17 protein-coding genes are annotated in these 25,475 nt (G+C 59.8%); 3 read left to right on the top strand and 14 right to left on the bottom strand.

Annotation, left to right across the window (positions count from 1 at the left end; genetic code table 11):
* Positions 1–178 precede the first annotated feature (178 nt).
* A complete protein-coding gene (locus HS968_RS02955; protein WP_182370077.1) occupies positions 179–2,110 on the top strand; it encodes a sigma 54-interacting transcriptional regulator in 1,932 nt (643 codons plus the stop codon).
* On the opposite strand, the gene HS968_RS02950 is transcribed toward HS968_RS02955, so the two are convergent.
* The 10 genes from HS968_RS02950 to HS968_RS02905 all read right to left on the bottom strand — a co-directional run bounded on the left by HS968_RS02950 (position 2,095) and on the right by HS968_RS02905 (position 16,391).
* Positions 2,095–3,513: an FAD-dependent oxidoreductase gene (locus tag HS968_RS02950; RefSeq protein WP_106737407.1), complete on the bottom strand. Its 1,419-nt coding sequence runs from the start codon at positions 3,511–3,513 to the stop codon at positions 2,095–2,097. The genes HS968_RS02955 and HS968_RS02950 overlap by 16 nt on opposite strands.
* Positions 3,514–3,547: 34 nt before the next feature.
* Positions 3,548–7,996, bottom strand: coding sequence for a glutamate synthase large subunit (gltB, locus tag HS968_RS02945; RefSeq protein ID WP_182370076.1), 4,449 nt, complete (start codon positions 7,994–7,996; stop codon positions 3,548–3,550).
* 241 nt (positions 7,997–8,237) lie between these two features.
* On the bottom strand, positions 8,238–9,785 hold the full coding sequence (locus HS968_RS02940; protein WP_182370075.1) for an AAA family ATPase: 1,548 nt from the start codon (positions 9,783–9,785) through the stop codon (positions 8,238–8,240).
* Between the two features lie 10 nt (positions 9,786–9,795).
* Positions 9,796–10,899: a 3-dehydroquinate synthase gene (gene aroB / locus HS968_RS02935; protein ID WP_182370074.1), complete on the bottom strand. Its 1,104-nt coding sequence runs from the start codon at positions 10,897–10,899 to the stop codon at positions 9,796–9,798.
* 51 nt (positions 10,900–10,950) lie between these two features.
* The gene (gene aroK / locus HS968_RS02930; RefSeq protein ID WP_106737411.1) at positions 10,951–11,469 is read right to left on the bottom strand and encodes a shikimate kinase AroK; all 519 of its coding nucleotides are present in this window, start codon (positions 11,467–11,469) and stop codon (positions 10,951–10,953) included.
* Positions 11,470–11,474: 5 nt separating this feature from the next.
* On the bottom strand, positions 11,475–13,556 hold the full coding sequence (pilQ, locus tag HS968_RS02925; protein ID WP_182370073.1) for a type IV pilus secretin PilQ: 2,082 nt from the start codon (positions 13,554–13,556) through the stop codon (positions 11,475–11,477).
* Positions 13,557–13,613: 57 nt separating this feature from the next.
* Positions 13,614–14,138 (bottom strand): type 4a pilus biogenesis lipoprotein PilP, encoded by a 525-nt coding sequence (gene pilP, locus HS968_RS02920; RefSeq protein WP_182370072.1) that lies wholly within the window; start codon positions 14,136–14,138, stop codon positions 13,614–13,616.
* Positions 14,138–14,758: a type 4a pilus biogenesis protein PilO gene (gene pilO, locus HS968_RS02915; protein WP_182370071.1), complete on the bottom strand. Its 621-nt coding sequence runs from the start codon at positions 14,756–14,758 to the stop codon at positions 14,138–14,140. Before pilO ends, pilP begins: the two co-directional genes overlap by 1 nt.
* Positions 14,755–15,327 carry a type 4a pilus biogenesis protein PilN gene (gene pilN / locus HS968_RS02910; RefSeq protein WP_182370070.1) on the bottom strand — a complete coding sequence of 191 codons (573 nt, stop codon included), beginning with the start codon at positions 15,325–15,327 and terminating at the stop codon, positions 14,755–14,757. The genes pilO and pilN overlap by 4 nt, the downstream gene beginning before the upstream one ends.
* Entirely contained in the window at positions 15,327–16,391 is a 1,065-nt protein-coding gene (locus HS968_RS02905; protein ID WP_182370069.1) for a pilus assembly protein PilM, read from the bottom strand. The genes pilN and HS968_RS02905 overlap by 1 nt, the downstream gene beginning before the upstream one ends.
* A gap of 181 nt (positions 16,392–16,572) precedes the next feature.
* On the opposite strand from HS968_RS02905, the gene HS968_RS02900 reads away from it, so the two are divergent.
* Positions 16,573–18,984 (top strand): penicillin-binding protein 1A, encoded by a 2,412-nt coding sequence (locus tag HS968_RS02900; RefSeq protein ID WP_182370068.1) that lies wholly within the window; start codon positions 16,573–16,575, stop codon positions 18,982–18,984.
* Between the two features lie 56 nt (positions 18,985–19,040).
* On the opposite strand, the gene HS968_RS02895 is transcribed toward HS968_RS02900, so the two are convergent.
* The 4 genes from HS968_RS02895 to rpmE all read right to left on the bottom strand — a co-directional run bounded on the left by HS968_RS02895 (position 19,041) and on the right by rpmE (position 22,929).
* Complete coding sequence (locus tag HS968_RS02895) at positions 19,041–20,309, bottom strand: malic enzyme-like NAD(P)-binding protein (RefSeq protein ID WP_106737417.1); 1,269 nt, start codon at positions 20,307–20,309, stop codon at positions 19,041–19,043.
* Positions 20,310–20,456: 147 nt separating this feature from the next.
* Complete coding sequence (locus HS968_RS02890) at positions 20,457–21,893, bottom strand: M48 family metalloprotease (RefSeq protein ID WP_182370067.1); 1,437 nt, start codon at positions 21,891–21,893, stop codon at positions 20,457–20,459.
* Positions 21,890–22,690: a thermonuclease family protein gene (locus HS968_RS02885; protein ID WP_182370066.1), complete on the bottom strand. Its 801-nt coding sequence runs from the start codon at positions 22,688–22,690 to the stop codon at positions 21,890–21,892. Before HS968_RS02885 ends, HS968_RS02890 begins: the two co-directional genes overlap by 4 nt.
* Before the next feature lie 26 nt (positions 22,691–22,716).
* On the bottom strand, positions 22,717–22,929 hold the full coding sequence (rpmE, locus tag HS968_RS02880; RefSeq protein ID WP_003459015.1) for a 50S ribosomal protein L31: 213 nt from the start codon (positions 22,927–22,929) through the stop codon (positions 22,717–22,719).
* Between the two features lie 158 nt (positions 22,930–23,087).
* On the opposite strand from rpmE, the gene HS968_RS02875 reads away from it, so the two are divergent.
* Positions 23,088–25,307, top strand: coding sequence for a primosomal protein N' (locus HS968_RS02875; protein ID WP_182370065.1), 2,220 nt, complete (start codon positions 23,088–23,090; stop codon positions 25,305–25,307).
* Positions 25,308–25,475 lie beyond the last annotated feature (168 nt).

The following is a 25,475-nucleotide window of genomic DNA, read 5'->3' as shown; positions in this document are numbered from 1 at the left end:
CAGGAGCTGTACCAGCTCAAAAACAAAAATAAGCAATTGAAAAATAAAGATTTTTATCCAATAAATGAAAAACGAATTCTCGTCATTCACGAGAATTCGTCATCCTAAAAAACGATATTTCGTCAACTGGCACGCCCTTTGGATGACGAACTGAAAGGTCAATCCCGAGAGCTCAGCGATGCCCGATCCCAATGCCGCCAGCCAGTTGTTGCTGCAACACATGCAGAGCGCCAGCCTGGTCATCGATCCAATCCACGACCGCATCCTGCATGCCAATCCAGCCTGTTGCGCCCTGCTCGGCTGGCCGCAGGATGAACTGCTCGCACTGCGCGCCAGCCGTCTCTGGGCGCATGACCTTGGAGCACTGGTCACCTTCACCGAAGAAGTGCAGGTGCGCGGCAATGCCTGGCGCGACGGCCTCGGGCTGCTGCGTCGCGACGGCGAGCGCCTGGAAGTGGAAATCGACGGCAGCCGACTGGAGCATGACGGCACCACCCTGCTCGGCCTGCTGATCCAGCAGCGCCGCCGCCTCGACGCCCTGCGCGGGTTGGCCGAAGCCGAGCGCTATCAACGCCAGGGGCTGCTCGAATGGCAGGGCGTGGAACGCATCTTCCGCCAGTTCGAGCGGCAGAATCAGCTGATCCTCGGCGCCGCTGGCGAGGGCATTTATGGCGTCAACCGCAATGGCGAGACCACCTTCGTCAATCCGGCGGCCGAACGCATTCTCGGCTGGCGGGCCGATGACCTGATCGGCCATAACATTCACGACCTGATCCACCACCATCATCCCGACGGCAGCACCTACGACGGTCACACCTGCCCGATCTACGCCGCCTTCAACGACGGCGAAGTGCACCAGGTGGCCGACGAGGTGTTCTGGAACAAGGACGGCAAGCCGATCCCGGTGGACTACACCAGTACGCCGCTGCGCGACGACGGCGAACTGGTCGGCGCCGTGGTGGTGTTTCGCGACATCAGCGAGCGCCTGGAAACCGAGCGCCGGCTGCGCCAGGCACTGAGCGAGGTGCAGCAACTCAAGCAACGCCTGGAGCTGGAGAATGCCTACCTGCAGGAGGAAATTCGTGGCGAGTACGCCCAGCACGATCTGGTCGGGCGCAGCGCCGCCATGCAGCAGGTGATCCACCAGATCGAACTGGTCGCCCCCACCGGCGCCAACGTGCTGATCACCGGCGAGTCAGGCACCGGCAAGGAGCTGATCGCCCGCGCCATTCACGACAACAGCGGACGCAGCCGCCGCCCACTGATCCGGGTGAACTGCGCGGCGGTGCCGCGTGAACTGTTCGAGAGCGAGTTCTTCGGCCATATCCGCGGCGCCTTCACCGGCGCATTGAACGACCGCGTCGGGCGCTTCGAACTGGCCGACGGCGGCACGCTGTTTCTCGACGAGGTCGGCGAAATTCCCCTGGAGCTGCAAAGCAAGCTATTGCGCGTGCTGCAGGAACAGCAGCTGGAGCGGGTCGGCGACAACCGTACCCGTCAGGTGGATGTACGCGTGATCGCTGCCACCAACCGAGACCTGCGCCAGGAAGTGCGCGCCGGCCGCTTCCGTGAAGACCTGTACTTTCGCCTCAACGTCTTCCCCATCGAGTCGGCGCCGCTGCGTCAGCGCCCGGAAGACATTCCGCCGCTAGCGCAGCACTTTCTCAGCCGCGCCTGCCGCCAGCTCAACCGCCCTGAGCCCAGCCTGCGCCTGGCCGACATCCAGCGCCTGCAGGCCTATTCCTGGCCGGGCAACATTCGTGAATTGGAGAACCTGATCGAGCGCGCGGTGATCATCTCACCCGGCACCCGGCTGCGTTTGGATCTGCCCAACGACTATGGCAACGACGCGCCATCGCAGCCACCTGTCGAACAGGAAATGCGGATTTTCACCCAGGGCGAGCAACGCCGGCAGATGCGCGAAAACCTGATCGCGGCGCTGACGGCCTGCGCAGGCAGGATATCGGGGAAGGACGGCGCGGCGCGGTTGCTGGAGCTGAAGCCAACAACCCTGCGCTCACGCCTGGAGAGCTTCGCCATCGACCCGCGCGACTACCGACCGGGGAGGTCGCAGCCGCGCAGATACGAGACGAATCAGACACCGAGGTAGTCGAGGATGCCTTCGGCGGCGTTACGGCCTTCGAAGATCGCCGTCACCACCAGGTCAGAACCGCGCACCATGTCGCCACCGGCGAAGATCTTCGGGTTGCTGGTCTGGTGCTTGAACTGCGACTGCTCGGGCGCCACGACGCGGCCCTGGCTGTCGGTCTGGATCTCGAACTGCTCGAACCAGGGCGCCGGGCTCGGACGGAAACCGAAGGCGATCAACACGGCCTCGGCCGGGATGACTTCCTCGGAGCCCGGGATCGGCTCGGGGCTGCGGCGGCCACGGGCATCCGGTTCGCCGAGACGGGTCTCGACCACCTTGATGCCTTCCACCTTGCCGTCGCCGACGATGGCGATGGGCTGTCGGTTGAAGAGGAACTTCACGCCCTCTTCCTTGGCGTTCTTCACTTCCTTGCGCGAGCCCGGCATGTTCTCTTCGTCACGACGATAGGCGCAGGTCACGGCCTTGGCGCCCTGACGGATCGAGGTGCGGTTGCAGTCCATCGCGGTGTCGCCACCGCCCAGCACCACGACGCGCTTGCCCTTCATGTCGATGAAGTCTTCCGGCGCCTTCTCGAAACCGAGGTTGCGGTTGACGTTGGCGATGAGGAAGTCCAGCGCGTCATAGACGCCCGGCAGGTCTTCACCTGGGAAGCCACCCTTCATGTAGGTGTAGGTGCCCATGCCCATGAACACGGCATCGTACTCATCCAGCAGTTGCTGCATGGTCACGTCCTTGCCGATCTCGGTGTTCAGGCGGAACTCGATGCCCATGCCGGTGAAGACTTCACGACGGCGGCTGAGCACGGTCTTTTCCAGCTTGAACTCGGGAATGCCGAAGGTCAGCAGGCCACCGATTTCCGGGTTCTTGTCGAACACCACCGGGGTCACGCCGTTGCGCACCAGCACGTCGGCACAACCCAGGCCGGCCGGGCCGGCGCCGATCACTGCAACGCGCTTGCCGGTCGGTTTGACCTTGGACATGTCCGGGCGCCAGCCCATGGCGAAGGCGGTGTCGGTGATGTACTTCTCCACCGAACCGATGGTCACCGCGCCGAAGCCGTCATTGAGGGTGCAGGCACCTTCGCAGAGGCGATCCTGCGGGCACACGCGGCCGCAGACTTCCGGCAGGGTGTTGGTCTGGTGCGAGAGCTCGGCGGCGGCCAGGATGTTGCCTTCCGACACCAGCTTGAGCCAGTTGGGAATGAAGTTGTGCACCGGGCACTTCCACTCGCAATACGGGTTGCCGCAGCCCAGGCAGCGATGCGCCTGGTCTGCAGCCTGCGCCGGCTTGAAATTGTCGTAGATCTCGACGAATTCCTTCTTGCGCTGACGCAGCAGTTTCTTCTTCGGGTCTTTGCGCCCGACTTCGATGAACTGGAAGTCGTTATTCAGACGTTCAGTCATTGCATTACCTCATCAAACCACTTCAGGCGCATTCTTATTGCGGGTTGGCACGGGTGCTGGACAGCAGCGACTTCAGACTGGCCGCTTTCGGTTTCACCAGCCAGAACTTGCGCAGGTAATCGTCCAGGTTCTCCAGCAGGTTCTGGCCCCACTCGCTGCCAGTCTCTTCAACGTACTCGGCGAGCACGCTTTCGAGGTGGCTACGGTAGGCCTCCATCGCTTCGTTGTTGATGCGTTGGATTTCCACCAGTTCGTGGTTGACGCGGTCGTAGAAGCCGTTGTCCAAGTCGAGCACGTAGGCGAAACCGCCGGTCATGCCCGAGCCGAAGTTGTAGCCGGTCTTGCCCAGTACGCAGACGAAACCACCGGTCATGTACTCGCAGCAGTGGTCACCAGTGCCTTCCACCACGGCGTGGGCGCCGGAGTTACGCACGGCGAAACGCTCACCCGCGGTACCGGTGGCGAACAGCTTGCCGCCGGTAGCGCCGTACAGGCAGGTATTGCCGATGATGGCGCTGTCCTCGGTGGCGAACGGGCTGCCCGCAGGCGGGGTGATGACGATCTTGCCTGCGGTCATGCCCTTGCCGACGTAGTCGTTGGCGTCGCCTTCCAGGCGCAGGTGCAGACCACCGGCGTTCCACACGCCGAAGCTCTGACCAGCAGTACCCTTGAAGCGGAAGGTGATCGGCGCGCCGTTCATGCCCTGGTTGCCATGCACACGAGCGATCTCACCGGAAATGCGCGCACCGATGGAGCGGTCGCAGTTGCCGATGTTCAGCTCAAACTCACCACCGGTCTTGCCGGCGATGGCGTCCTTGGCCATTTCCACCATCTTCTCGGCCAGCAGGCCTTCGTCGAACGGCGGGTTCTTCGGCACCTGGCAGAACTGCGGCTTGTCAGCCGGGATGTGTGCGCTGGCCAGCAGCGGCGACAGATCCAGGTTACCCTGCTTGGCGGTTTCGCCCGGCAGCACTTCGAGCAGGTCGGTACGCCCGATCAGCTCTTCCAGGCTGCGCACGCCCAGCTTGGCCAGCCACTCGCGGGTTTCCTCGGCGACGTAGGTGAAGAAATTCATCACCATCTCGACGGTGCCGATGAAGTGATCCTTGCGCAGCTTGTCGTTCTGCGTGGCCACGCCGGTGGCGCAGTTGTTCAGGTGGCAGATGCGCAGGTATTTGCAGCCCAGGGCCACCATCGGCGCGGTGCCGAAGCCGAAGCTCTCGGCGCCGAGGATGGCTGCCTTGATCACGTCCAGGCCGGTCTTCAGACCACCGTCGGTCTGTACCCGCACCTTACCGCGCAGGTCGTTGCCGCGCAGGGTCTGGTGGGTTTCGGCCAGGCCCAGCTCCCACGGCGCACCGGCATAACGGATGGAGGTCAGCGGCGATGCACCGGTACCACCGTCGTAACCGGAAATGGTGATCAGGTCTGCATAGGCCTTGGCCACACCGGCGGCGATGGTGCCGACACCGGCTTCCGCTACCAGCTTGACCGACACCAGCGCCTTCGGGTTGACCTGCTTGAGGTCATAGATCAGCTGCGCCAGGTCTTCGATCGAGTAGATGTCGTGGTGCGGCGGCGGCGAGATCAGGGTCACGCCCGGCACCGCGTAGCGCAGCTTGGCGATCAGGCCGTTGACCTTGCCACCCGGCAACTGGCCGCCCTCGCCGGGCTTGGCACCCTGGGCCACCTTGATCTGCAGCACTTCGGCGTTGACCAGGTATTCCGGGGTCACGCCAAAGCGGCCGGTGGCCACCTGCTTGATCTTGGAGCTCTTGATGGTGCCGTAGCGGGCCGGGTCTTCGCCGCCCTCGCCGGAGTTGGAGCGACCACCCAGGCGGTTCATCGCCTCGGCCAGCGCCTCGTGCGCCTCCGGCGACAGTGCGCCGAGGGAGATGCCGGCGGCGTCGAAGCGCTTGAAGATCGACTGCAGCGGCTCGACTTCGTCCAGGGAAATCGGCGTGGCGGACTCCTTGACCCTGAGCAGGTCACGGATCATCGACACCGGACGGGTGTCGACCAGCGTCGAGTATTCCTTGTACTTCGCGTAGTTACCCTGCTGCACGGCTTCCTGCAGCGTGCGCACCACGTCCGGATTGTAGGCGTGGTATTCGCCGCCGTAGACGAACTTGAGCAGGCCGCCCTGCTGGATCGACTTGCGGTTGTTCCAGGCCTCGAAGGACAGCAGCTTCTGCTCGCTTTCGATGTCGACGAAACGCGCGCCCTGGATGCGGCTGGCCACACCCCGGAAGCACAGCTCGGTGACTTCATCGGCCAGGCCGACCGCCTCGAACAGTTGCGCACCGCGGTAGGACGCGACCGTGGAGATGCCCATCTTCGACAGGATCTTCAGCAGGCCTTTGGAAATGCCCTTGCGGTAGTACTTGAAGACTTCGTACAGATCGCCCAGCACTTCGCCGGTGCGGATCAGGTCGCCCAGCACTTCGTAAGCCAGGAACGGGTAGACCGCCGAGGCACCGAAGCCCAGCAGCACGGCATAGTGGTGCGGGTCACGCGCAGTGGCGGTTTCCACCAGGATGTTACAGTCGCAGCGCAGACCTTTCTCGGTCAGGCGGTGATGCACGGCACCAGTGACCAGCGCAGCATGCGCCGGCAGCTTGCCAGGAGCGATGTGACGGTCGGTCAGTACCAGCAGCACCTTGCCGGCACGCACGGCTTCCTCGGCCTGATCGGCCATGTTGCGCACGGCAGCTTCCAGACCCAGCGACTCGTCGTAGTTCATGTCGATGACATGACGGTCGAAGCCCGGACGATCCAGGTTCATCAGCGCACGCCACTTGGCCGGCGAAATCACCGGGCTGCTGAGGATCACGCGGGTAGCGTGCTCCGGCGACTCGCTGAAGATGTTGCGCTCGGCGCCCAGGCAGATCTCCAGGGACATGACGATCGCTTCGCGCAGCGGGTCGATCGGCGGGTTGGTGACCTGCGCGAACTGCTGGCGGAAATAGTCGTAGGGCGAACGCACGCGCTGGCTCAGCACCGCCATCGGCGTGTCATCGCCCATGGAGCCCACGGCTTCCTGGCCCTGCTCGCCGAGCGGGCGCAGCACCTGGTCACGCTCCTCGAAGGTGACCTGGAACATTTTCATGTACTGCTTGAGCTGATCCGGGTCGTAGAAAGCCGAACCATGGTCGCGGTCTTCCAGCGTCGCCTTGATGCGCTGGGCATGCTTGCGCAGCCACAGTTTGTAAGGGTGGCGCGACTTCAGGCGGCTGTCGATGGACTCGGTGTCCAGCACCTGGCCGGTTTCGGTATCGACGGCGAGGATCTGCCCCGGGCCGACACGGCCCTTGGCGATGACGTCCTCGGGCTGGTAATCCCACACGCCGATTTCCGACGCCAGGGTGATGTAGCCATTCTTGGTGGTGACCCAACGCGCCGGGCGCAGACCGTTACGGTCGAGCAGGCACACGGCATGGCGACCATCGGTCAGTACCACGCCAGCCGGGCCGTCCCACGGTTCCATGTGCATGGAGTTGTATTCGTAGAACGCACGCAGGTCGGCGTCCATGGTCTCGACGTTCTGCCAGGCTGGCGGAATGATCATGCGCAGGCCACGGAACAGGTCGATACCGCCAGTGACCATCAGCTCGAGCATATTGTCCATGCTCGAGGAGTCGGAACCGACACGGTTGACCAGCGGGCCCAGCTCGTCGAGATCGGGGATCTGCTCGTTGGCGAACTTGGTGCGACGGGCCTGCGCCCAGTTGCGGTTGCCAGTAATGGTGTTGATCTCGCCGTTGTGCGCGAGATAACGGAAAGGCTGTGCCAGCGGCCACTTCGGCAGGGTGTTGGTGGAGAAGCGCTGGTGGAAGACCGCGATGGCAGTCTGCAGGCGCTCGTCACCCAGGTCCGGGTAGAACTGCTGCAGGTCCGCCGGCATCATCAAGCCTTTATAGATGATGGTCTTGTGCGAGAAGCTGCAGATGTAGTGATCGCTGTCGTCGGCATTGGCCACCGACGAACGACGACGCGCGCTGAACAGCTTGATGGCGAATTCCTGATCACTCAGGCCCTCACCACCGATGAACACCTGCTCGATCTGCGGCAGGCGCTCCAGCGCCAGGCGACCGAGTACGCTGGTATCGATCGGCACCTTGCGCCAGCCCACCAGTTGCAGGCCGGCTGCGAGAATTTCGCGGTTCATGTTCTCGCGCGCGGTTTCGGCCTTGGCCGAATCCTGATTGAAGAACACCATGCCCACGGCATATTGCCCGGGCAGTTCGACACCGAATTGCTCCTGAGCGATGGCGCGCAGGAATTGATCAGGCTTCTGGATCAGCAGGCCGCAGCCATCACCGGTCTTGCCGTCGGCGTTGATACCGCCGCGGTGAGTCATGCAGGTGAGGGCCTCAATAGCGGTCTTGAGCAGGTGATGACTAGCCTCACCTTGCATATGGGCGATCAAGCCAAAGCCGCAGTTATCCTTGAACTCATCAGGACGGTACAAACCTGCTTTCATAGGGGAAACTCTCACCAGGCTGCCTAGACTTCAGGCAAATTACTTTCTAATTCAATTACTTAAACCCGAAAAGCGGGCACGGGCCAGCTTTGCACAGGGCAAAAGGGAGGTCATTGTACATATCCACCCATCCCGTCACAAATTTTCGTGACGAGGGGGTGAAAATTTATGTCGCAAAAACGAAGGATAAGACTGCAAGGTCGTGCTAACGACCATGCAGTCATACTGAGGAAGGAGACTTCTAGCGGCTCATCTCCTGCTGGATGCTGCCCAGCGTACGCGGCCAGGGCTTGCCCGCCTGCAGCTTGGCCGGCAGGGTTTTCACCGCAGCCTGAGCCGCATCGCGACTAGCAAAGCTACCGTAGGTCAGCACATACAACGGCTGTCCTTGGTGAACCTTCTTGAAGTAGCGGTACTCGCTACCGCCCTCGCGCACCAGCGCTTGGATATTGGCCTCAGAGCGCGATCCGACGATCTGCAAGGCAAAACGCGAGGCTGGCTGCTGCGCATACCAGTTACCACCAGCCGCACTTGAGGCTACGGGCTTTGCAGGCGCTGGAGCAGGGGCCGGAGTGGAAACCGGCGGTTTGGCTGCCGCAGGCTCAGGCTGCTTGAGTGCAGGTGCAGGTGCAGGTGCAGGTGCAGGTGCAGGTGCAGCAGTGATTGGAGCCGTTGGCGCGGTAACGGTCGAGGGCGCAGGCGAAGCCGGCGGCTCGAAATTATCCAGCTCCTCGCCCGCCGCCTCAGCAAGCGGCTGCCGAATGACCGCCTGCGATTCACCAACCAAGGGTAACGGCAGAGGCTGGCTGCTACCGGCAAATTCAATAGCTGGCGTCTGAGCCGGCTCTTGCGCTCCGGCAGCCTTCTCCTGCTCAGCGGCAGGTGCAGAGGACTGCAACGGCAGCGATGAGCCAGTCGACACCTCAGTCGAAGGCTGCGAATCACGACCCTGCATCAGCCACGCCGCCGCAACGCCAATCAACACCACACCCAGAGCGAGCACATGCTTTTTCGGCAGCGCGAACGAAAAGCCACCCGCACGCCCCACGGAACGCTGCGCCAGCATCTGCTCAACCAACAACTCACGCGCCTCGGTATTGATGGAGCCCGGCCAACCGCCAGAGCGCTGATGGATGTCCTCGATCTGCTCCTCCGTCAACACCTCGATGTCCTGACCCGCACCCTCGAGGCGCTGCGCGAGGTACTCGCGAGTCTCATCCTCACTGTAGGGCTGCAATTCGATGGCATGGTAGGACTCCTCGCCACCACTCAATGCCTCGAGACGGTCGAGCAGCTCATGCTCGGCGAAAAGAAACACATGAGGCCGCCCCTCGGAGTTACCAGCAGCCAGAGCCAGAACGCTCTTCAGCGCCGAGTCGTCCAGTTGATCGGCATCATCGATCAGCAGATACACTTCCTGCCCGGTCAACGCCAACTGCCCGGCCTGCGCCAGAATCGAACGCACGTCAGCATTCGCAATGGAAAGCCCCTGAGCCACCTGACGCAGCAATGCCTCGCTACCACTTACGCCCTGAGCAATAACGATACTCTGCACCGCCTGCTTGTTGGTGCTGGCGACCAGAGCCTGGCGCAGCAAGGTCTTGCCGCTACCATGCGGGCCAACCACCGCCAGCAGCAACTGGCTATAGCGCGCAAGGTGATGCAGTTGCCCCAGCACCGGCTTACGCTGCGCAGGGAAAAACTTGAAACCGGGCACTCGCGGCGCAAAGGGGTCGTGACTGAACTGGTAATGCGCCAGAAAAGCTTCGTCAGCATGCAAACTGGTCATGGATCACTCTTCAAGAGTTGAACGACTGAGCCAGGGCCACGTAATCACTACGTAGCGTGGCGTCGAGAATTTCACGCGGGTAATCGGCGGTTACCACGGCCTCACCCAGGCGTTTTAGCAGCACCAGACGCAATTGCCCGTCCAGCACTTTTTTGTCTACTGCCATGTGCTCGAGGAATTGCTCGGGCGTCATGTCCTGCGGAGGGACGATTGGCAAACCGGCATCCTGCAGAAGGCGAGCACCTCGATCACGCTCGGCAGCCGACAGCCAGCCAAGACGATAGGACATTTCCAACGCCATCACCGCTCCGGCGGCAACAGCCTCTCCATGCAACCAGACACCATAGCCCTGCTCGGTCTCGATCGCATGGCCGAAGGTATGGCCAAGATTGAGCGTCGCACGCACACCTGACTCGCGCTCATCAGCTCCGACCACACGCGCCTTGGCAACACACGAACGCTCGATTGCATAGGTCAACGCTGCCTGATCAAGGCAGAGCAATGCCGCCATGTTGGTTTCGAGCCAACCGAGAAATGGCTCATCGCAGATCAAACCGTACTTGATCACCTCGGCCAACCCGGCCGACAACTCCCGAGCCGGCAATGTAGACAGACTTGCGGTATCGATCAGAACGGCCTTGGGCTGATAGAAAGCGCCGACCATGTTCTTGCCCAGCGGATGATTGATGCCGGTCTTGCCGCCCACGGAAGAATCGACTTGCGAAAGCAGCGTCGTCGGCACTTGAATGAAATCAACACCTCGCTGATAGCAAGCCGCCGCAAAACCGGCCATGTCGCCAATGACACCACCGCCAAGCGCAATCACAGTGGTGCGCCTATCGTGACGAGCGGATAGAAGGCCGTCGAAGATCAGCTGTAGCGTTTCCCAGTTTTTGAAGGCCTCACCGTCAGGCAACACCACCGCGGCGATATTAAAGCCCTCCAGCGCCTGCTTCAGAGGCTGCAGATAGAGAGGTGCGACAGTTTCATTGGTCACTATCGCCACCTGTCGACCGGCAATGTGCCGAGCCAGCAACTCAGGGCGCGCCAGCAACCCACTACCGATATAGATGGGATAACTGCGCTCGCCGAGTTCAACGTGAAGAGTCTGCATGAGGCCCCCAGGATAAAAAGGGCTCTAGGATAACGCAGTTCGCCCCGTGCTTTAACGGGGCGACAAGGCTTCCAGACGCGAGAGAATTTCCTGAACGACCATCCGCGGCGGACGCTCGTCCGTTTCGATCACGACATCGGCGACCTCTCGATACAGAGGATCACGCATCGCCATCAGATCTCGCAGCACCTGCGCCGGATTGGCAGTGCGCAGCAAGGGCCTATTACGGTCACGCGAAGTCCGATCGATCTGCTGCTCAACGGACGTATGCAGATACACAACACGCCCGCCAGCGTGCAACGCTTGACGATTCGCTTCGCGCATCACTACACCGCCACCGGTTGCCAACACCAGGCCGTCCTGCGCAGAAAGCTCGGCGATCACCGCCTGCTCTCGCTCACGAAAGCCCTGCTCCCCCTCGACATCGAAGATCCAGGGGATATCAGCACCCGTGCGCTGCTCGATCTCCTTGTCGGAGTCCTTGAAAGGCAAACGCAGTTCTTTTGCAAGCAAACGCCCGATGGTGCTCTTTCCAGCTCCCATCGGGCCAATGAGGATTACATTCCGCACTTAGGTCATCGATTCACGGCAATGGCTTGAGTATTTAGGATACGCGGCGTCAGAAAGATAAGCAGCTCCGATTTTTGATCGGTGACCGAATCTCGACGAAATACTCTCCCGACGTACGGTAAATCGCCCAAGAACGGAACCTTATCAACTGTCTTCGACTGGGTATTGGAATAAACCCCCCCAATAACAATCGTCTCACCATCCGAAACAAGAACCTTAGCATTAACCTCATTCTTCTTAATTGGCGGAACACCTAAAACCGCATTATTGTAATCAGGCTCGTCCTTATTGACCTTCACCTCAATAATAATTCGGTTATCAGGCGTAATTTGCGGGGTCACTTCAAGAGCTAAGGCAGCCTCTTTAAATGAAACCGTGGTTGCCCCACTCGAACTTGCCTCCTGATATGGAACCTCAGTACCTTTGAGAATCTTGGCTGTTTCTTTGTCCGCTGTTACAACCTTTGGCTGAGAGACAATTTCACCATTACCAGTCTTCTCCATTGCAGAAAGCTCAAGATCGAGAATGGTATTATCAGTAACAAAACCGATACCTATGCCAGAGGTTCGATTAGCCACACCAAGATCAACGAAGGGGAAATTACCATTCGAGTCATCACCTGAATTCCCCCCCTCATCACCGCTATCATCGTTCCCATAACCGACCCACTTACCACCACCAAATACCTTCGTCCCCCCCCAACGCACACCCAAGGCCTTATCATAGTCAACGTTAGCCTCGACAATTCGAGCCTCAATCATGACTTGACGTACAGGTATATCTAACTGAGCAACAATTCGCCTCAACTCATCCAGCCGATCCTGAGTTTGATACGCAATAATGCTATTAGTGCGATCATCAACAGTAATTGACCCTCGATCACCGCCGCCCTCTTCAATGTTAGCAACCGACTGAAAGAGTGTAGCCATATCAGACGCCTTGGCGTAATTAACCTGAATCAGTTCTCTACGCAACGGCGCCAACTCCGCAATCTGCTTTTGCGACTCTAATTCCTGGCGTTCACGCGCAGCTATTTCATCCGCAGGAGCAACGAGTAAAACATTACCAATTTTTCGCTGAGCCAATCCCTTGGTCTTCAACACAAGATCCAGAGCCTGATCCCATGGCACATTCTGCAGTCGCAGAGTAATACTCCCAGATACCGTATCACTAGCCACAAGATTCAAATCAGTAAAATCTGCAATCAATTGCAAAACCGACCGAACGTCAATATCCTGAAAATTCAGCGATAACTTCTCGCCTGTATACGAGAAACGCTCGACCTTTCGGCGCTCTGCATCATCCTGGCTTAGAGGCTTCACACTCAAAGTCAGCTTATTCTCTGTCTGGTAGGCGAGATAGTCATAGAGCCCAACCGGCTCAATCACCACACTAGCCCCCCCATCCACGCTACTAGCACTAACAAATTGCACAGGAGTAGCAAAATCTTTTACATCCAGCCTTACACGCAAGGACTCAGGCAGCTGCGTTTTAGCAAAGTCAAGGCGGATTTTTCCACCCTGCTCTTGAATATTTGGGCTTACAGAAGAGTCGGAGAGGGTAATAACCACATTCCCTTCCCCCTGCTCACCCCGTTGAAAATCGATATTACTTACCGATTTACCAGCGGACACGCCTGCAGGCTGACGAGGAGCAGACAAAGGTTTCGCCATTGGAGTCGAAGCAGAGGCCACAGAACTTGCCGCCTCTGCAACACCGATCAGAACATAAAGATTGTTGCCCTCGACTCGAGTCGCATACGGCACAAGACTCATCAAGTTGACAATTAGACGGGTTCTATCCTTAGCCTCCACAAGGGTAACGCTTCGCGCATTACCCACTCCAAGCTCTCTATTCTTGGCACCAAGTTTATTGGATACGCCTGGCAAGTCGATGGCGATCCGTGCAGGCTGCTCAATTGTATAGCCGCGCGGTGCCACAACTGGCTCATCAAAGGCAAGCTTGAGCTCAACCCTATCCCCAGGCAAACTTGCTACATCTAGAGATTGTAGATTTGCGGCCAATAAAAAAGGAGACGATAGCGAAATCAACAATGCAACGCTGAAACGCGACAGGGAGCTATTCATTCTCATATTCCGCCGGACAGACTGAGTAGTTATATTCATTATATACATACCGCCCCTTCAAGAGCGCTCCTTAAGGGAGAGGCTTCGCGGCCGTTCAAGCCACCCCCCCTCACCATCAGGAACAATTTCCATTACATCCACTTTCGAACCATCAATAGATGTAATACGACCATGATTCCGCCCAAGATAGTCACCAACCCTCACTCGATGAACTCCTCCTGCTCCACTGACAAGAGCAGAAAGGCCTGAAGCGTTCCCCAAAGTCCCCACCATTTCAAAAGTCTCGATATTGAAACCTTCTAAAAATTGCTTAATTCGACCCTCATCAGGCTTAACCTCCTGAGAACCTTTCTGTCGACTTACCATATCAACCTTAACTGGCGGCTGAAATGGACTGCGCAACGACGCAGCGCGGTAAGTAAAACTTTCATACGGCTGAAATTTGGGCAAAGGCTCTATGGAGCCTTTGGGGCGCGCGCGCACCTCGTCCATGTAAGACTGTAGATCCGAAAATCCATTATCTGAACCACACCCTGACAGAACAAAAAGGCTAAAAATAAAGAGCAAAGGAGATCGCATCATTACTGAACACCCTTGTCATTATATCTATAAGTCTTGGCCAGAATATGCATACTAAGAGCACTCCCACCTTCGGACTTGACAGGAGTCAACTCAAAGTCATGCAAAGTCACAATTCGAGGCAAACTGGCGACCCCACTCACAAAAGTCGCTAAATCATGGTATGCACCAGTAACTTTTATCTCGATTGGCAACTCTATATAAAATTGCTGCACGACCTCAGGAAGAAGCTTGATTTCCTCAAATTCCAAACCACTACCCAAACCAGTACGGGTAATATCTTCCAGCAGCCCTGGAACCTCCGTATCGCTTGGCAACTGACGAAGAAGAGCACCAAAGGAAACTTCCATTTCCTTCATCTGCTCTTTGTAGGCTTCCAGGTTCGCGGCTTGAAAAGCTTTAGTAGAAAACTGCTCCTTAAGAGTCTGCTCTTCCTGCTGGCGCTGCTCCAAAATACTTTGCAAATCTTTCAAGTGAAAATTATAGCCAAGCCCTAAAACAACTATCAGTAGCAATAGACCTGCAATGAATTTGACTGCCCCCGGCCAAGATCCCACATTATTGAGATCAAGATCATTCAGATCGACACTACGCAGGCTTTCCAGAGAGTCTCGAATGCTCATTTCCCGGCCTCCGCTTTCTCGTGATCAGGCTGAGTCTGTTGAACGTTCAGTTGAAACACGTTTGCCTGATCCAAGGCGCCTGCCGTGACAGCTTTCACCTCAGTCAAATTAGGAGCGGTTAACCACTCCGAACTATCCAAGTTACGCATAAGGTTCGAGACGCGATTATTCGACTCTGCAGCACCAACAATGGCGATATTTTTATCAGCCATTTTGACGCTGGTGAAATACACACCATCCGGCAGCGTTCTCACTAACTGATCAAATACCCGACCGATGATCGGCCGGTTACCCTGCAAGTCCTGGATGATTTTCATACGCTCTAGTAATTGCTGCCTACGTGTGCGCAGCTCGCTAATCTCCTGAATTCGAGCATCAAGAACAGCAATCTCCTTCTTAACGAAGTCATTGCGTGCAGTTTGATTATCAATCGCCGCGCTAAGCATCTGATCGCCGAGAAATACGAGGCCTGCTGCAACAACGAGGACACCGACGAGACTGACCAGAAAACGCTGTTTACGCTGTTCGCGCAGCTGTTCGCGCCAAGGAAGTAGGTTGATCCGCGCCATCAGTCGAAACTCCTCATCGCCAGACCACAGGCAATCATCAGTGCCGGCGCATCACTGGCCAGCGCACCGGCATTGACCTTGCCGCTCAGCGCCATATCGGCGAAGGGGTTGGCCACAAGTGTCTGCGTACCAATCTTCTGCTGAATCAGCCGATCGAGATCAGGAATGGATGCGGTACCACCAGCCAGCAAGATGTAGTCAACATCATTGAATTGCCCAGCGGCGAAGAAGAACTGTAACGAGCGAGAAACCTGCTGAACGACAGCTTCTTTGAACGGTTGCAAAACCTCACTGTCGTAGTCATCCGGAAGACCACCTTGTTTCTTGGCAAGCCCGGCTTCTTCCACGGACAGGCCATAACGACGCTGAATCTCTTCGGTCAATTGCTTACCGCCGAAGAGCTGCTCGCGGGTATAGATGGTGCGGCCGTTATGCAGCACGCTCAGGGTGGTCATGGTGGCGCCGATGTCGACCACAGCAACGGTCAGCTCGTCGTGACCAGCGCCCAGTTGAGCCTCGAGCAGGTCATAGGCACGCTCCAGCGCATAGGCCTCGACGTCGACAACTTTGGCGGTGAGTCCCGCAAGCGCCAGTGCAGCCTCGCGAACCTCGACGTTTTCCTTACGGCAGGCCGCCAGCAGTACTTCGACACGCTCAGGATTGCGCGGTGCGGGGCCTTGCACCTCGAAGTCGATGGCAACTTCTTCCAGCGGGTAGGGGATGTACTGGTCGGCTTCGATCTTCAGCTGGTTTTCCAGATCATCATCGGAAAGGCCAGCTTCCATCTCGATGGTCTTGGTGATTACCGCAGACCCAGCCACGGCCACAGCCGCAGTCTTGACGCCAGATTTGGCCTTGGCCAGAACCCGTGACAGCGCCTGCCCGACCCCCTCGAGCTCGGCGATGTTCTTCTCGACCACTGCATTCGGCGGAAGCGGTTCGACTGCGTAAGCCTCTACCTTGTAGCGGCTTCCCGAGCGACTCAATTCCAGGAGCTTGACCGAAGTCGAGCTGATATCGATCCCCAGCAGCGTATTCGCTTTCTTAGTGAAGAGCCCTAGCACGACCGTTTTCCTATTGGCATCCGCGACTTACGGACTATTTATGTTTTTCCACATTAAATATCAGTCTTGACAGAAGCGCAAATGGCTCCCCGGGAAAAAAAACGCTTATAATGTGATCAGCTTTTCCCTTTTAGCCTCGGCTCCTGCTTAACTCATTCTTTTACTTGGAATTCCGAACATTTTGATACGCCTGCTGAAGTTCTTCTGGTGGTCTTGCGTTGCCGTTTTCTGTGGGCTATTGCTCAGTTTGAGCGGCGCGTTTCTTTATCTTAGCCCGACCCTTCCTTCCGTCGAGTCGCTGCGCCAGGTACAGCTACAGATCCCCCTGCGCGTCTACAGCAGCGATGCCAAGCTGATCGCCGAATTTGGCGAAATGCGCCGCTCCCCCATTCGCTTCGACGAAATCCCCAAGGAATTCATCAGCGCCCTGCTCGCAGCAGAAGACGATAATTTCGCTAATCATTATGGCGTCGATGTGACCAGCCTGATGCGCGCTGCCACGCAATTATTGAAGAGCGGCCAGATTCAGAGCGGCGGCAGCACCATCACCATGCAGGTGGCGAAGAACTTCTTCCTCACCAGCGAGCGCAGCTTCTCGCGCAAGGCCACTGAAATTCTCCTGGCTCTGCAGATCGAACGCGAGTTGAGCAAGGATGAAATCCTTGAGCTCTACGTGAACAAGATCTACCTGGGCAACCGCGCCTACGGCATCGAGGCTGCCGCTCAGGTGTATTACGGCAAATCGATCCGCGACCTGAACCTGGCGCAGATGGCGATGATCGCCGGTCTGCCGAAAGCCCCCTCGCGCTACAACCCGTTGGTCAACCCGACACGCGCCAAAGAGCGCCGCGACTGGATCCTCGGTCGCCTGTATCGCCTTGGCCGCATCGACCAAGCCACCTACGAGAGCGCACTGGCCGAGGTGGTTGACGCCCGCCACCATGTTCCAGCCCCAGAGCTCAGCGCACCTTATATAGCCGAGATGGCACGCGCCGAAATAGTCGGACGCTACGGCAGCGAGGCCTACACCGAAGGTTTCAATGTCACCACGACGGTTCCCAGCCACTTGCAGGAAGTGGCCAATGCCGCGCTACGCGAAGGACTGATCAGCTACGACCAGCGCCACGGCTATCGCGGCCCGGAGAGCCGCTTGCCCGGCATGACGCGCGAGACCTGGCTCAGCGAGCTGAGCAAGTTCCGCTCCATAGGTGGGCTGGAACCCGCTGTCGTCTCTCAGGTAGAGAAAAGCGGCATTCTGGTACTGACTCGTAACGGCGAAGAACAAGCCGTTTCCTGGGACAGCATGAAATGGGCGCGCCCCTTCCTCAATACCAATAGCCTGGGCCCTCGTCCGCAACAGCCGGCGGACGTCACTCAAGTCGGCGACATCGTGCGCGTGCAACGTCAGGAAGATGGCAGCCTGCGCTTCATGCAGGTGCCGGCCGCGCAAAGCGCCCTGGTCTCACTCGACCCTTACAGCGGAGCGATCCAGGCACTGGTTGGCGGTTTCTCCTTCGACCAAAGCAACTACAACCGCGCCGTACAGGCCAAGCGCCAACCCGGCTCCAGCTTCAAGCCCTTCGTCTATAGCGCCGCACTGGATAACGGTTACACGGCGTCGACGCTGGTCAACGATGCGCCAATCATCCTCTCCGACGATTACCTGTCGCAGAAATGGCGACCAAAGAACGACAACAACACCTTCCTCGGCCCGATCCGCCTGCGCGAAGCCCTGTACAAATCGCGCAACCTGGTCTCGATCCGCCTGCTGCAAGACATGGGCATCGACCGTAGCCTGCGCTACATCGAGCGCTTCGGCTTCGCCCCGCAAGATCTGCCGCGCAACCTCTCTCTAGCCCTGGGCACCGCCAGCCTGACCCCGATGGAAATTGCCGAAGGCTGGGCCACGTTCGCCAATGGTGGCTACAAGATCGAGCCTTACCTGATCGAACGCATCGATGATCGCAATGGCAAACCGCTGTTCCGCGCCAACCCGGCTCGCGTGCCAGGCAGTGCGCCGACCGAGGAGAACGCCAACCTCGCCGTCAACACGACCGATGAGTTGCCACTGGAGGAACCCAAAGTCGCCGAGCAGATCATCGACGAGCGCACCGCCTACATCATGACCAGCATGCTGCAGGACGTGATCAAGCGTGGTACCGGCCGACGCGCCCTCGCCCTTGGTCGCAATGACCTGGCAGGCAAGACCGGCACCACCAACGAGTCGAAGGACAGCTGGTTCTCTGGCTACAACGCCGATTATGTGACCACTGTCTGGGCGGGCTTCGATCAGCCGGAAAGCCTGGGTCGCCATGAGTATGGCGGCACTGTGGCACTGCCGATCTGGATGAACTACATGGGCGCTGCACTCAAGGATCGCCCTAACCACCTGCCGAAAGAACCCAAGGGTTTGCTGACGCTGCGAGTCGATCCGGTCAGCGGTCGCGCTGCCAGCCCCGGCACTCCAGATGCCTATTTCGAGCTGTTCAAGAGCGAGGATTCGCCACCGCCCATGAGCGAGTTCGAACCTGGCATGGGGGCACCCGGCAGCCCACTGCCTGCCGACGAGATGGCACCGATCGATCTGTTCTGACTCAGCGCAGACAATAAAAAACCCGCCTAGGCGGGTTTTTTATTGCATCCAGCGGCTTAGCCGTTGAACACCTCATCCACCGAATTCAGCGGATAGTGCTTCGGATACGGCAGAGTCGCCACGCCGGATTCGATGGCAGCCTTGGCCACGGCATCGCAAACGACGTTGATCAGACGCTGATCCATCGGTTTCGGAATGATGTACTCGCGACCGAACTCCAGCTTGATACCGCCGTAGGCGTCGCAGACATCCTGCGGCACCGGCAGCTTGGCCAGGTCACGCAGGGCCAGGGCTGCAGCAATCTTCATTTCTTCGTTGATGCGAGTAGCGCGAACATCCAGCGCCCCACGGAAAATGAAGGGGAAGCCCAGTACGTTGTTGACCTGGTTCGGGTAGTCGGAACGACCAGTGGCCATGATCACGTCATTACGAGTGGCATGCGCCAGCTCGGGGCTGATTTCCGGATCCGGGTTGGAGCACGCGAAGACGATCGGGTTGGCCGCCATGCGCTTGAGGTCTTCAGCGCTCAGCAGGTTGGCGCCAGACAGACCGACGAATACATCGGCACCGTCGAGGGCGTCGGACAGGCTGCGTTTGTCGGTTTCGCTAGCGAACACGGCCTTGTACTGGTTCAGGTCGTCACGACCAGCGTGGATCACGCCCTTACGGTCGATCATGAAGATATTCTCGACCTTGGCACCCATGCTCACCAGCAGCTTCATGCAGGAGATGGCAGCTGCACCGGCGCCCAGGCAGACGATCTTCGCCTCTTCCAGAGTCTTACCGGCGATTTCCAGGGCATTGAGCATGCCAGCCGCGGTGACGATGGCGGTACCATGCTGGTCATCGTGGAATACCGGGATGTCGCACTGCTCGATCAGCGCGCGCTCGATCTCGAAGCACTCAGGCGCCTTGATATCTTCCAGGTTGATGCCACCGAAGGTGATGGAGATGCGCTTGACGGTGTCGATGAAGGCCTGCGGGCTTTCAGCGTCGACTTCGATGTCGAACACGTCGATGCCAGCGAAGCGCTTGAACAGTACACCTTTACCTTCCATTACCGGCTTGGAAGCCAGTGGGCCGAGGTTACCCAGGCCGAGGATGGCAGTACCGTCGGAAATTACGGCGACCAGGTTGCCCTTACCGGTATAGCGGTAGGCCAGTTCGGCATCGCGAGCGATCTCGCGTACCGGTTCGGCTACGCCTGGGCTGTATGCGAGGGACAGGTCGCGGGCAGTGGCAGTGGCTTTGGTCAGCTCGACACTCAGCTTACCGGGACGGGGCTGAGCGTGATATTCGAGAGCGGCTGTTTTTAGATCGGACATAGTGGCATTTCCGCTTTTATGAGGCTTGTTGAACGGGCGCGGCCGAGGATACGCAAGTTGTATACAGCTGCACAAGACAGCTTGGTCGCTATCGGACTGCACGGCCAGAGCCGCTTATAGCCAATTTTGTAGTTTTACTACAAGCCATTAGCGGAGGATTTTCAGCCACTCACCCGCCTTCGGCTCGCCACTTGGGTAGAGATTATTGAGCAGTCGCAGCTGCCCTTCTGCACCGCTTTGCAACGGACTTTCCTTGGCCAGCGCGGCCATGGTTTGCCCGCCCTTGGCGCGCGTCGTGTGCAGGCGCACCGGCTCAGCCAGCTTGCGCTCCTCGGCCTTGAGCGGACGGAAACTGCGGATGACCGACAGGAAACGCTCGTCTTCGGTTTCCAGTGATGCCTGCCCTTTCAAACCGGCCACGAACAGGTACGCTCCGTCGCCACGATAGATCACCGCCACTCGCCTGGCCGACTGTCCCTGCAACACTGCGGTGTAGCCCTGCAGCGAACCCAGGCGTAGCTCTTCGCCCGCCACCAGGCGCTGGTTGCCAGCGCGCTTGCGCAGGTATTCAGCCGGTGTCAGTGCCTTGTCGGCCGCCTCCAGAGTCATGGCGATGAAAGCCTGTTCGTCCTCGGTGTGACCAATCAGCACATCAGGACGGTTGACCAGTTGCCAACCCTGCGGATAGCTCAGGGTGAAATCCAGCGGACCGTGATAGAAACTCCGTCCACGACGAATGCCACTGTCGGCCGAGTCGCCGAACACCAAGCCATCGATCATTTGCATGAAGGTGTCACGCCCCACTTCCTGGGAGCCGCCGACCAGCGCCTGGGCAGGGCCGATCACTTCTTTCAGGCGCCGGTCGTTGTCCGGGTGGGTATTGAACAAACCGTGGTAGCCGCCTGCAGGCTGTGCCTCGCCGCGCGCGGCCGCCTGATCACGCGCGAAGTCTTCCTGATTCTTCAGAACGCGCACCACCTCGATCATCGCCTGCGGGTCATAGCCGCCGCGCGCCAGGTATTGAGCCCCGAGGCCGTCGGCCTCCAGCTCCATATCACGGCCGTAGCCACGGACGAAGGCATTGCCCATCACACTGGTCAGATCGCCGAGCGCGCCTACACCCGTGCCAATGGCCGCCGCCTGTCCCAGCAAGCCCCAGGCCGTGGATTGGCTTTGCTGGCGCACGCTGTGGCGCGCCGTGACGTGGCCGACCTCATGACCAAGCACCGCTGCCAGCTCAGCCTCGGAGTTGAGATACGCCAGCAGGCCACGATGGATATAGATGTAGCCACCGGGCAATGCGAAAGCGTTGACATCAGGACTATCGACCAGAGTGAACACGTAGTTCAGTTGATTGCGGTGACTGGCACGCGCCACCCGCTCGCCAACGCGCTGGATATAAGCCTGCAGCTTGGCGTCGTTGTAGCGCGGATTTTCCTTGGCGATTTCCTGGTTGTAGCGGGCACCGAGATCCAGCTCCTGGCGCTCGCTCATCATCACGAAGTCGTTGCGGCCAGTGGCCGGATTGACCGCACAACCGGCCAACCACGAGAACACCAGGCCAGCCACGAGAACACGCATCATCGAACCACCTCCAACATCGCCGGATCGGTAATCGGCAGCATCCAGCGTGCCTGTCCGGATTTCAAGCCACCGCGACGCTGGCGATCGATGACCCAGCCACGCGCCTCCACTTGCCGCCCTTCGAGCTGCTGCAAAGCGCGTACATCGAACTCACCAAGCAACTCAGGCGCCACCCGAAGCACCCGACCGCCATCGAGATCAATCCAGAGACCACCCCGATTGCGCTGTACGCTGGCAACGCGCCCGCCGAGCAAAGCGAAGCCACCACTGCGTAGCTGACCAGCCGTCTTCAGCTGCTCGTCGCGCCACAAGCCGAGGTGCTTGCTGCGGGCCTGGCGCTCGGCCGCCGTGTGGCAGCGCACCAGCTCGTTATTGGGAGCCACGGCCACCATGAAGCCCAGCCCTTCGGCCAGCAGCTGCGCTTCGAGGTTACGCCCCTGACGATCATAAAGATGGGCCAGCGTGCGCCCGTAACGATCCTTGCGCTGCTTGCCGTAGAGCAGGCCGACACGCCCGTCACTGGCATCGACCAGCGCCTGTAGGCGGCGCTTGGACTGCACGGCGAAAGGCTCGTCGCTGCGCCCCTTGCGCCCCAGCTCAGGCGCATTGATGCCGATCAAACGAATGCTGCGCCCGTCGACCAGACGCACGGTGTCGCCATCGACCACCTGGCGCACGGCGACTTGGGCAAGATCTGCACGCAGCGGGCAGAATGCCTGGGCCAGCTCGACACACAGCAGAGAAACGAAAAAGGCGCCCACCAGGGACGCCTTTTTCAGTATCACGGAGTGGCGCATGCCAGATTCCGTTTTCGTTCGGTCGCTTACTTGGCGCCGAATACGCCGAAACGCTGCTTGAAGCGATCGATACGGCCGCCGGTGTCCAGCACTTTCTGCTTACCGGTGTAGAACGGGTGGCACTCGGAGCAAACGTCGAGGCTCAGGTTCTTGCCCAGGGTGGAGCGGGTCTTGATCACGTTACCGCAGGAGCAGGTAGCATCGATTTCGACGTAGTTCGGATGGATATCGGCTTTCATGGTGCTTTCCTCGGGGTAGTCGTGCCGCCACCCGACCAATGTCAGGCACCGCACAGAAATAGGCCGCGCATCTTACCAGACGCGTACAGCGATGCAAGCCACGCAAGGCGCCGGCCGTCGCGTGCTAAGATCGCCCGCCTGTCAATGGAGCTTCTGGCTTGCCCGACCTGATCCTGCGCCTCGCCCTGCCCTCGCCGCTGCGCCGCCTGTTCGACTACCGCGCCCCAGCCGGCGTGCCACGCAGCGCGCTACAACCTGGCGTGCGCCTGCGCGTGCCCTTTGGCCGGCGCGAGATGATCGGGGTACTGGTGGAGACCGACACGCAGAGCGAGGTGCCGGCTGACAAGCTCAAACCGGCTCTGGAGCTGCTCGACGCCCGCACACCGCTTCCGGCGGCGCTGTTCAAGCTGTGCCTGTGGACAGCTCAGTATTACCAGCACAGCCTCGGCGACACGCTGAGCTGGGCACTGCCCGTGCTGCTGCGCCAGGGCGAACCTGCCGAGACCCGCCAGGAGCGCTATTGGCTGGTCAATGCCGGTGCAAGTGTCGACGACCCGCGCCTCGCCCGCGCACCGCGCCAGCGCGACGCACTCAAGGCGCTGGCACAACACCCGCATGGCGTGGCTCACGGCCTGCTCAGCCAGTTGCAACTCAATCGCGACAGTTTGCAGTTGCTGCATGAAAAGGGCCTGGTACGAGTCGAGGTGCGCCGTACCCAACCCCATGCGAAACCGGCGCACTGGCTGGCACAGCCTGAACTACCACTGAACGGCGAACAACGCGCCGCAGTGAATGCCGTGGCATCGGGCTGGAACCAGTTCAATGCCTTTCTGCTCGCCGGTATCACCGGCAGCGGCAAGACCGAGGTCTACCTGCAACTGATCCATCAGTGCCTGCAGGCCGGTAAGCAGGCGCTGGTACTGATCCCCGAGATCAACCTCGGCCCGCAGACCTTCGACCGCTTCGCGCGTCGCTTCAACGCACGCATCGCCCTGCTGCATTCGGCAGTCAACGACCGCGAACGCCTGGACGCCTGGCTGGCGGCACGCGATGGCGAGGCCGACATCATCATCGGTACACGCTCGGCACTGTTCACGCCGATGAAGAATCCGGGACTGATCATCGTCGACGAAGAACACGACGCCTCCTATAAACAGCAGGAAGGCCTGCGCTACCACGCCCGCGATCTGGCGCTGGTACGCGCACGCCAGGAAGACGTGCCGATCGTGCTCGGCTCGGCCACGCCCTCGCTGGAAAGCCTGCACAACGCCCACAGCGGCCGCTACGCCCTGCTCAAGCTGACCCAACGTGCCGGCGGCGCCAGCCAGCCACGCTTCCTGCGCCTGGATGTGAAAAGCCGGCCGCTGGACTCGGGCATATCCGGGCCGATGCAGCAGGCCATCGCCCAGACCCTGGCGGCCGGCCAGCAGGTGCTGGTGTTCCTCAATCGCCGCGGTTTCGCCCCGACCCTGCTCTGCCACGACTGCGGCTGGCTATCGGAATGCCCGCGCTGCGACGCCCGCATGACCGTGCATCAGCGCTATCAGGAACTGCGCTGCCACCACTGCGGCCACGTCGAACGTCAGCCGAGCAACTGCCCCAAATGCCAGCACGTCGACCTGCGCCCGGTCGGCGCAGGCACCGAACGCGCAGAGGAACGCCTGGCCGTGCTGTTCCCCGACTACCCGGTGCTGCGCATCGACCGCGACAGTACCTCGCGAAAAGGCGCGATGGATCGTCTGTTCGCCACCATCAACAAAGGCGAACCGTGCATCCTGGTCGGCACCCAGATGCTCGCCAAGGGGCACCACTTCCCGCGGGTCACGTTGGTCTCCATCCTCGATGCCGACGGCGGCCTGTTCTCCGCCGACTTCCGCGCCAGCGAACGCATGGCACAGCTGATCGTCCAGGTCGCTGGCCGCGCCGGGCGTGCCGAGGAACCCGGCAAGGTGATCATCCAGAGCCACCTGGCCGACCATCCGCTATTGGTTCAGCTCACCGAACAAGGCTACTTCGCCTTCGCCGAGCAGGCCCTGAGCGAGCGTCGGGCTGCCGGGTTGCCGCCGTTTTGTCACCTGGCATTGCTGCGCGCCGAGGCGCACAAGCCGGGCCAGGCCGAAGGTTTTCTCGACGAAGCCTGCCATGAAGCCGAGTTGCTGCTGAACGAACTTGGCCTTTCCGGCATCGAACTGCTCGGCCCAGTGCCGGCCCCGATGGAACGCCGCGCCGGCCGCTTCCGCGCGCAGCTACTGGTTCAGGGCAATGCCCGCGCAGCGCTGCACCGCCTGCTCACGCCCTGGCTGCATGCCCTGGAGCAGATGCCCAGCGGTCGCGCGGTACGCTGGTCGCTGGACGTCGACCCTATCGACCTGTTCTGAACTGCATGCCGGCTTTTGTAGGAACGAGCGTCGCAAGCGAACTCCGGCAGTCCGTAGGGTGGGCCGGGCGGCGTCCCGCTTCAGCCCACCAACAGCGGCCAGCCTTGGTGGGCTGAAGCCCACCCTACCCACTAAACGCAGCACGCTTTTCCTTGCCGCTTGTGGCCT

The sequence above is a fragment of the Pseudomonas berkeleyensis genome, assembly GCF_014109765.1.
Classification (GTDB): domain Bacteria; phylum Pseudomonadota; class Gammaproteobacteria; order Pseudomonadales; family Pseudomonadaceae; genus Aquipseudomonas; species Aquipseudomonas berkeleyensis.
Note: the sequence above shows the minus strand (reverse complement) of the source record. Positions and strands in the feature narration are given on the sequence as shown.

What these genes read in the sequence shown, in the direction of transcription:
- HS968_RS02955 (WP_182370077.1), top strand. Translation starts at nt 179, where the DNA reads ATGCCCGATCCCAATGCCGCCAGCCAGTTGTTGCTGCAACACATGCAG.
- HS968_RS02950 (WP_106737407.1), bottom strand. Translation starts at nt 3,513, where the DNA reads ATGACTGAACGTCTGAATAACGACTTCCAGTTCATCGAAGTCGGGCGC.
- gltB (WP_182370076.1), bottom strand. Translation starts at nt 7,996, where the DNA reads ATGAAAGCAGGTTTGTACCGTCCTGATGAGTTCAAGGATAACTGCGGC.
- HS968_RS02940 (WP_182370075.1), bottom strand. Translation starts at nt 9,785, where the DNA reads ATGACCAGTTTGCATGCTGACGAAGCTTTTCTGGCGCATTACCAGTTC.
- aroB (WP_182370074.1), bottom strand. Translation starts at nt 10,899, where the DNA reads ATGCAGACTCTTCACGTTGAACTCGGCGAGCGCAGTTATCCCATCTAT.
- pilQ (WP_182370073.1), bottom strand. Translation starts at nt 13,556, where the DNA reads ATGAATAGCTCCCTGTCGCGTTTCAGCGTTGCATTGTTGATTTCGCTA.
- pilP (WP_182370072.1), bottom strand. Translation starts at nt 14,138, where the DNA reads ATGATGCGATCTCCTTTGCTCTTTATTTTTAGCCTTTTTGTTCTGTCA.
- pilO (WP_182370071.1), bottom strand. Translation starts at nt 14,758, where the DNA reads ATGAGCATTCGAGACTCTCTGGAAAGCCTGCGTAGTGTCGATCTGAAT.
- pilN (WP_182370070.1), bottom strand. Translation starts at nt 15,327, where the DNA reads ATGGCGCGGATCAACCTACTTCCTTGGCGCGAACAGCTGCGCGAACAG.
- HS968_RS02895 (WP_106737417.1), bottom strand. Translation starts at nt 20,309, where the DNA reads ATGTCCGATCTAAAAACAGCCGCTCTCGAATATCACGCTCAGCCCCGT.
- HS968_RS02890 (WP_182370067.1), bottom strand. Translation starts at nt 21,893, where the DNA reads ATGATGCGTGTTCTCGTGGCTGGCCTGGTGTTCTCGTGGTTGGCCGGT.
- HS968_RS02885 (WP_182370066.1), bottom strand. Translation starts at nt 22,690, where the DNA reads ATGCGCCACTCCGTGATACTGAAAAAGGCGTCCCTGGTGGGCGCCTTT.
- rpmE (WP_003459015.1), bottom strand. Translation starts at nt 22,929, where the DNA reads ATGAAAGCCGATATCCATCCGAACTACGTCGAAATCGATGCTACCTGC.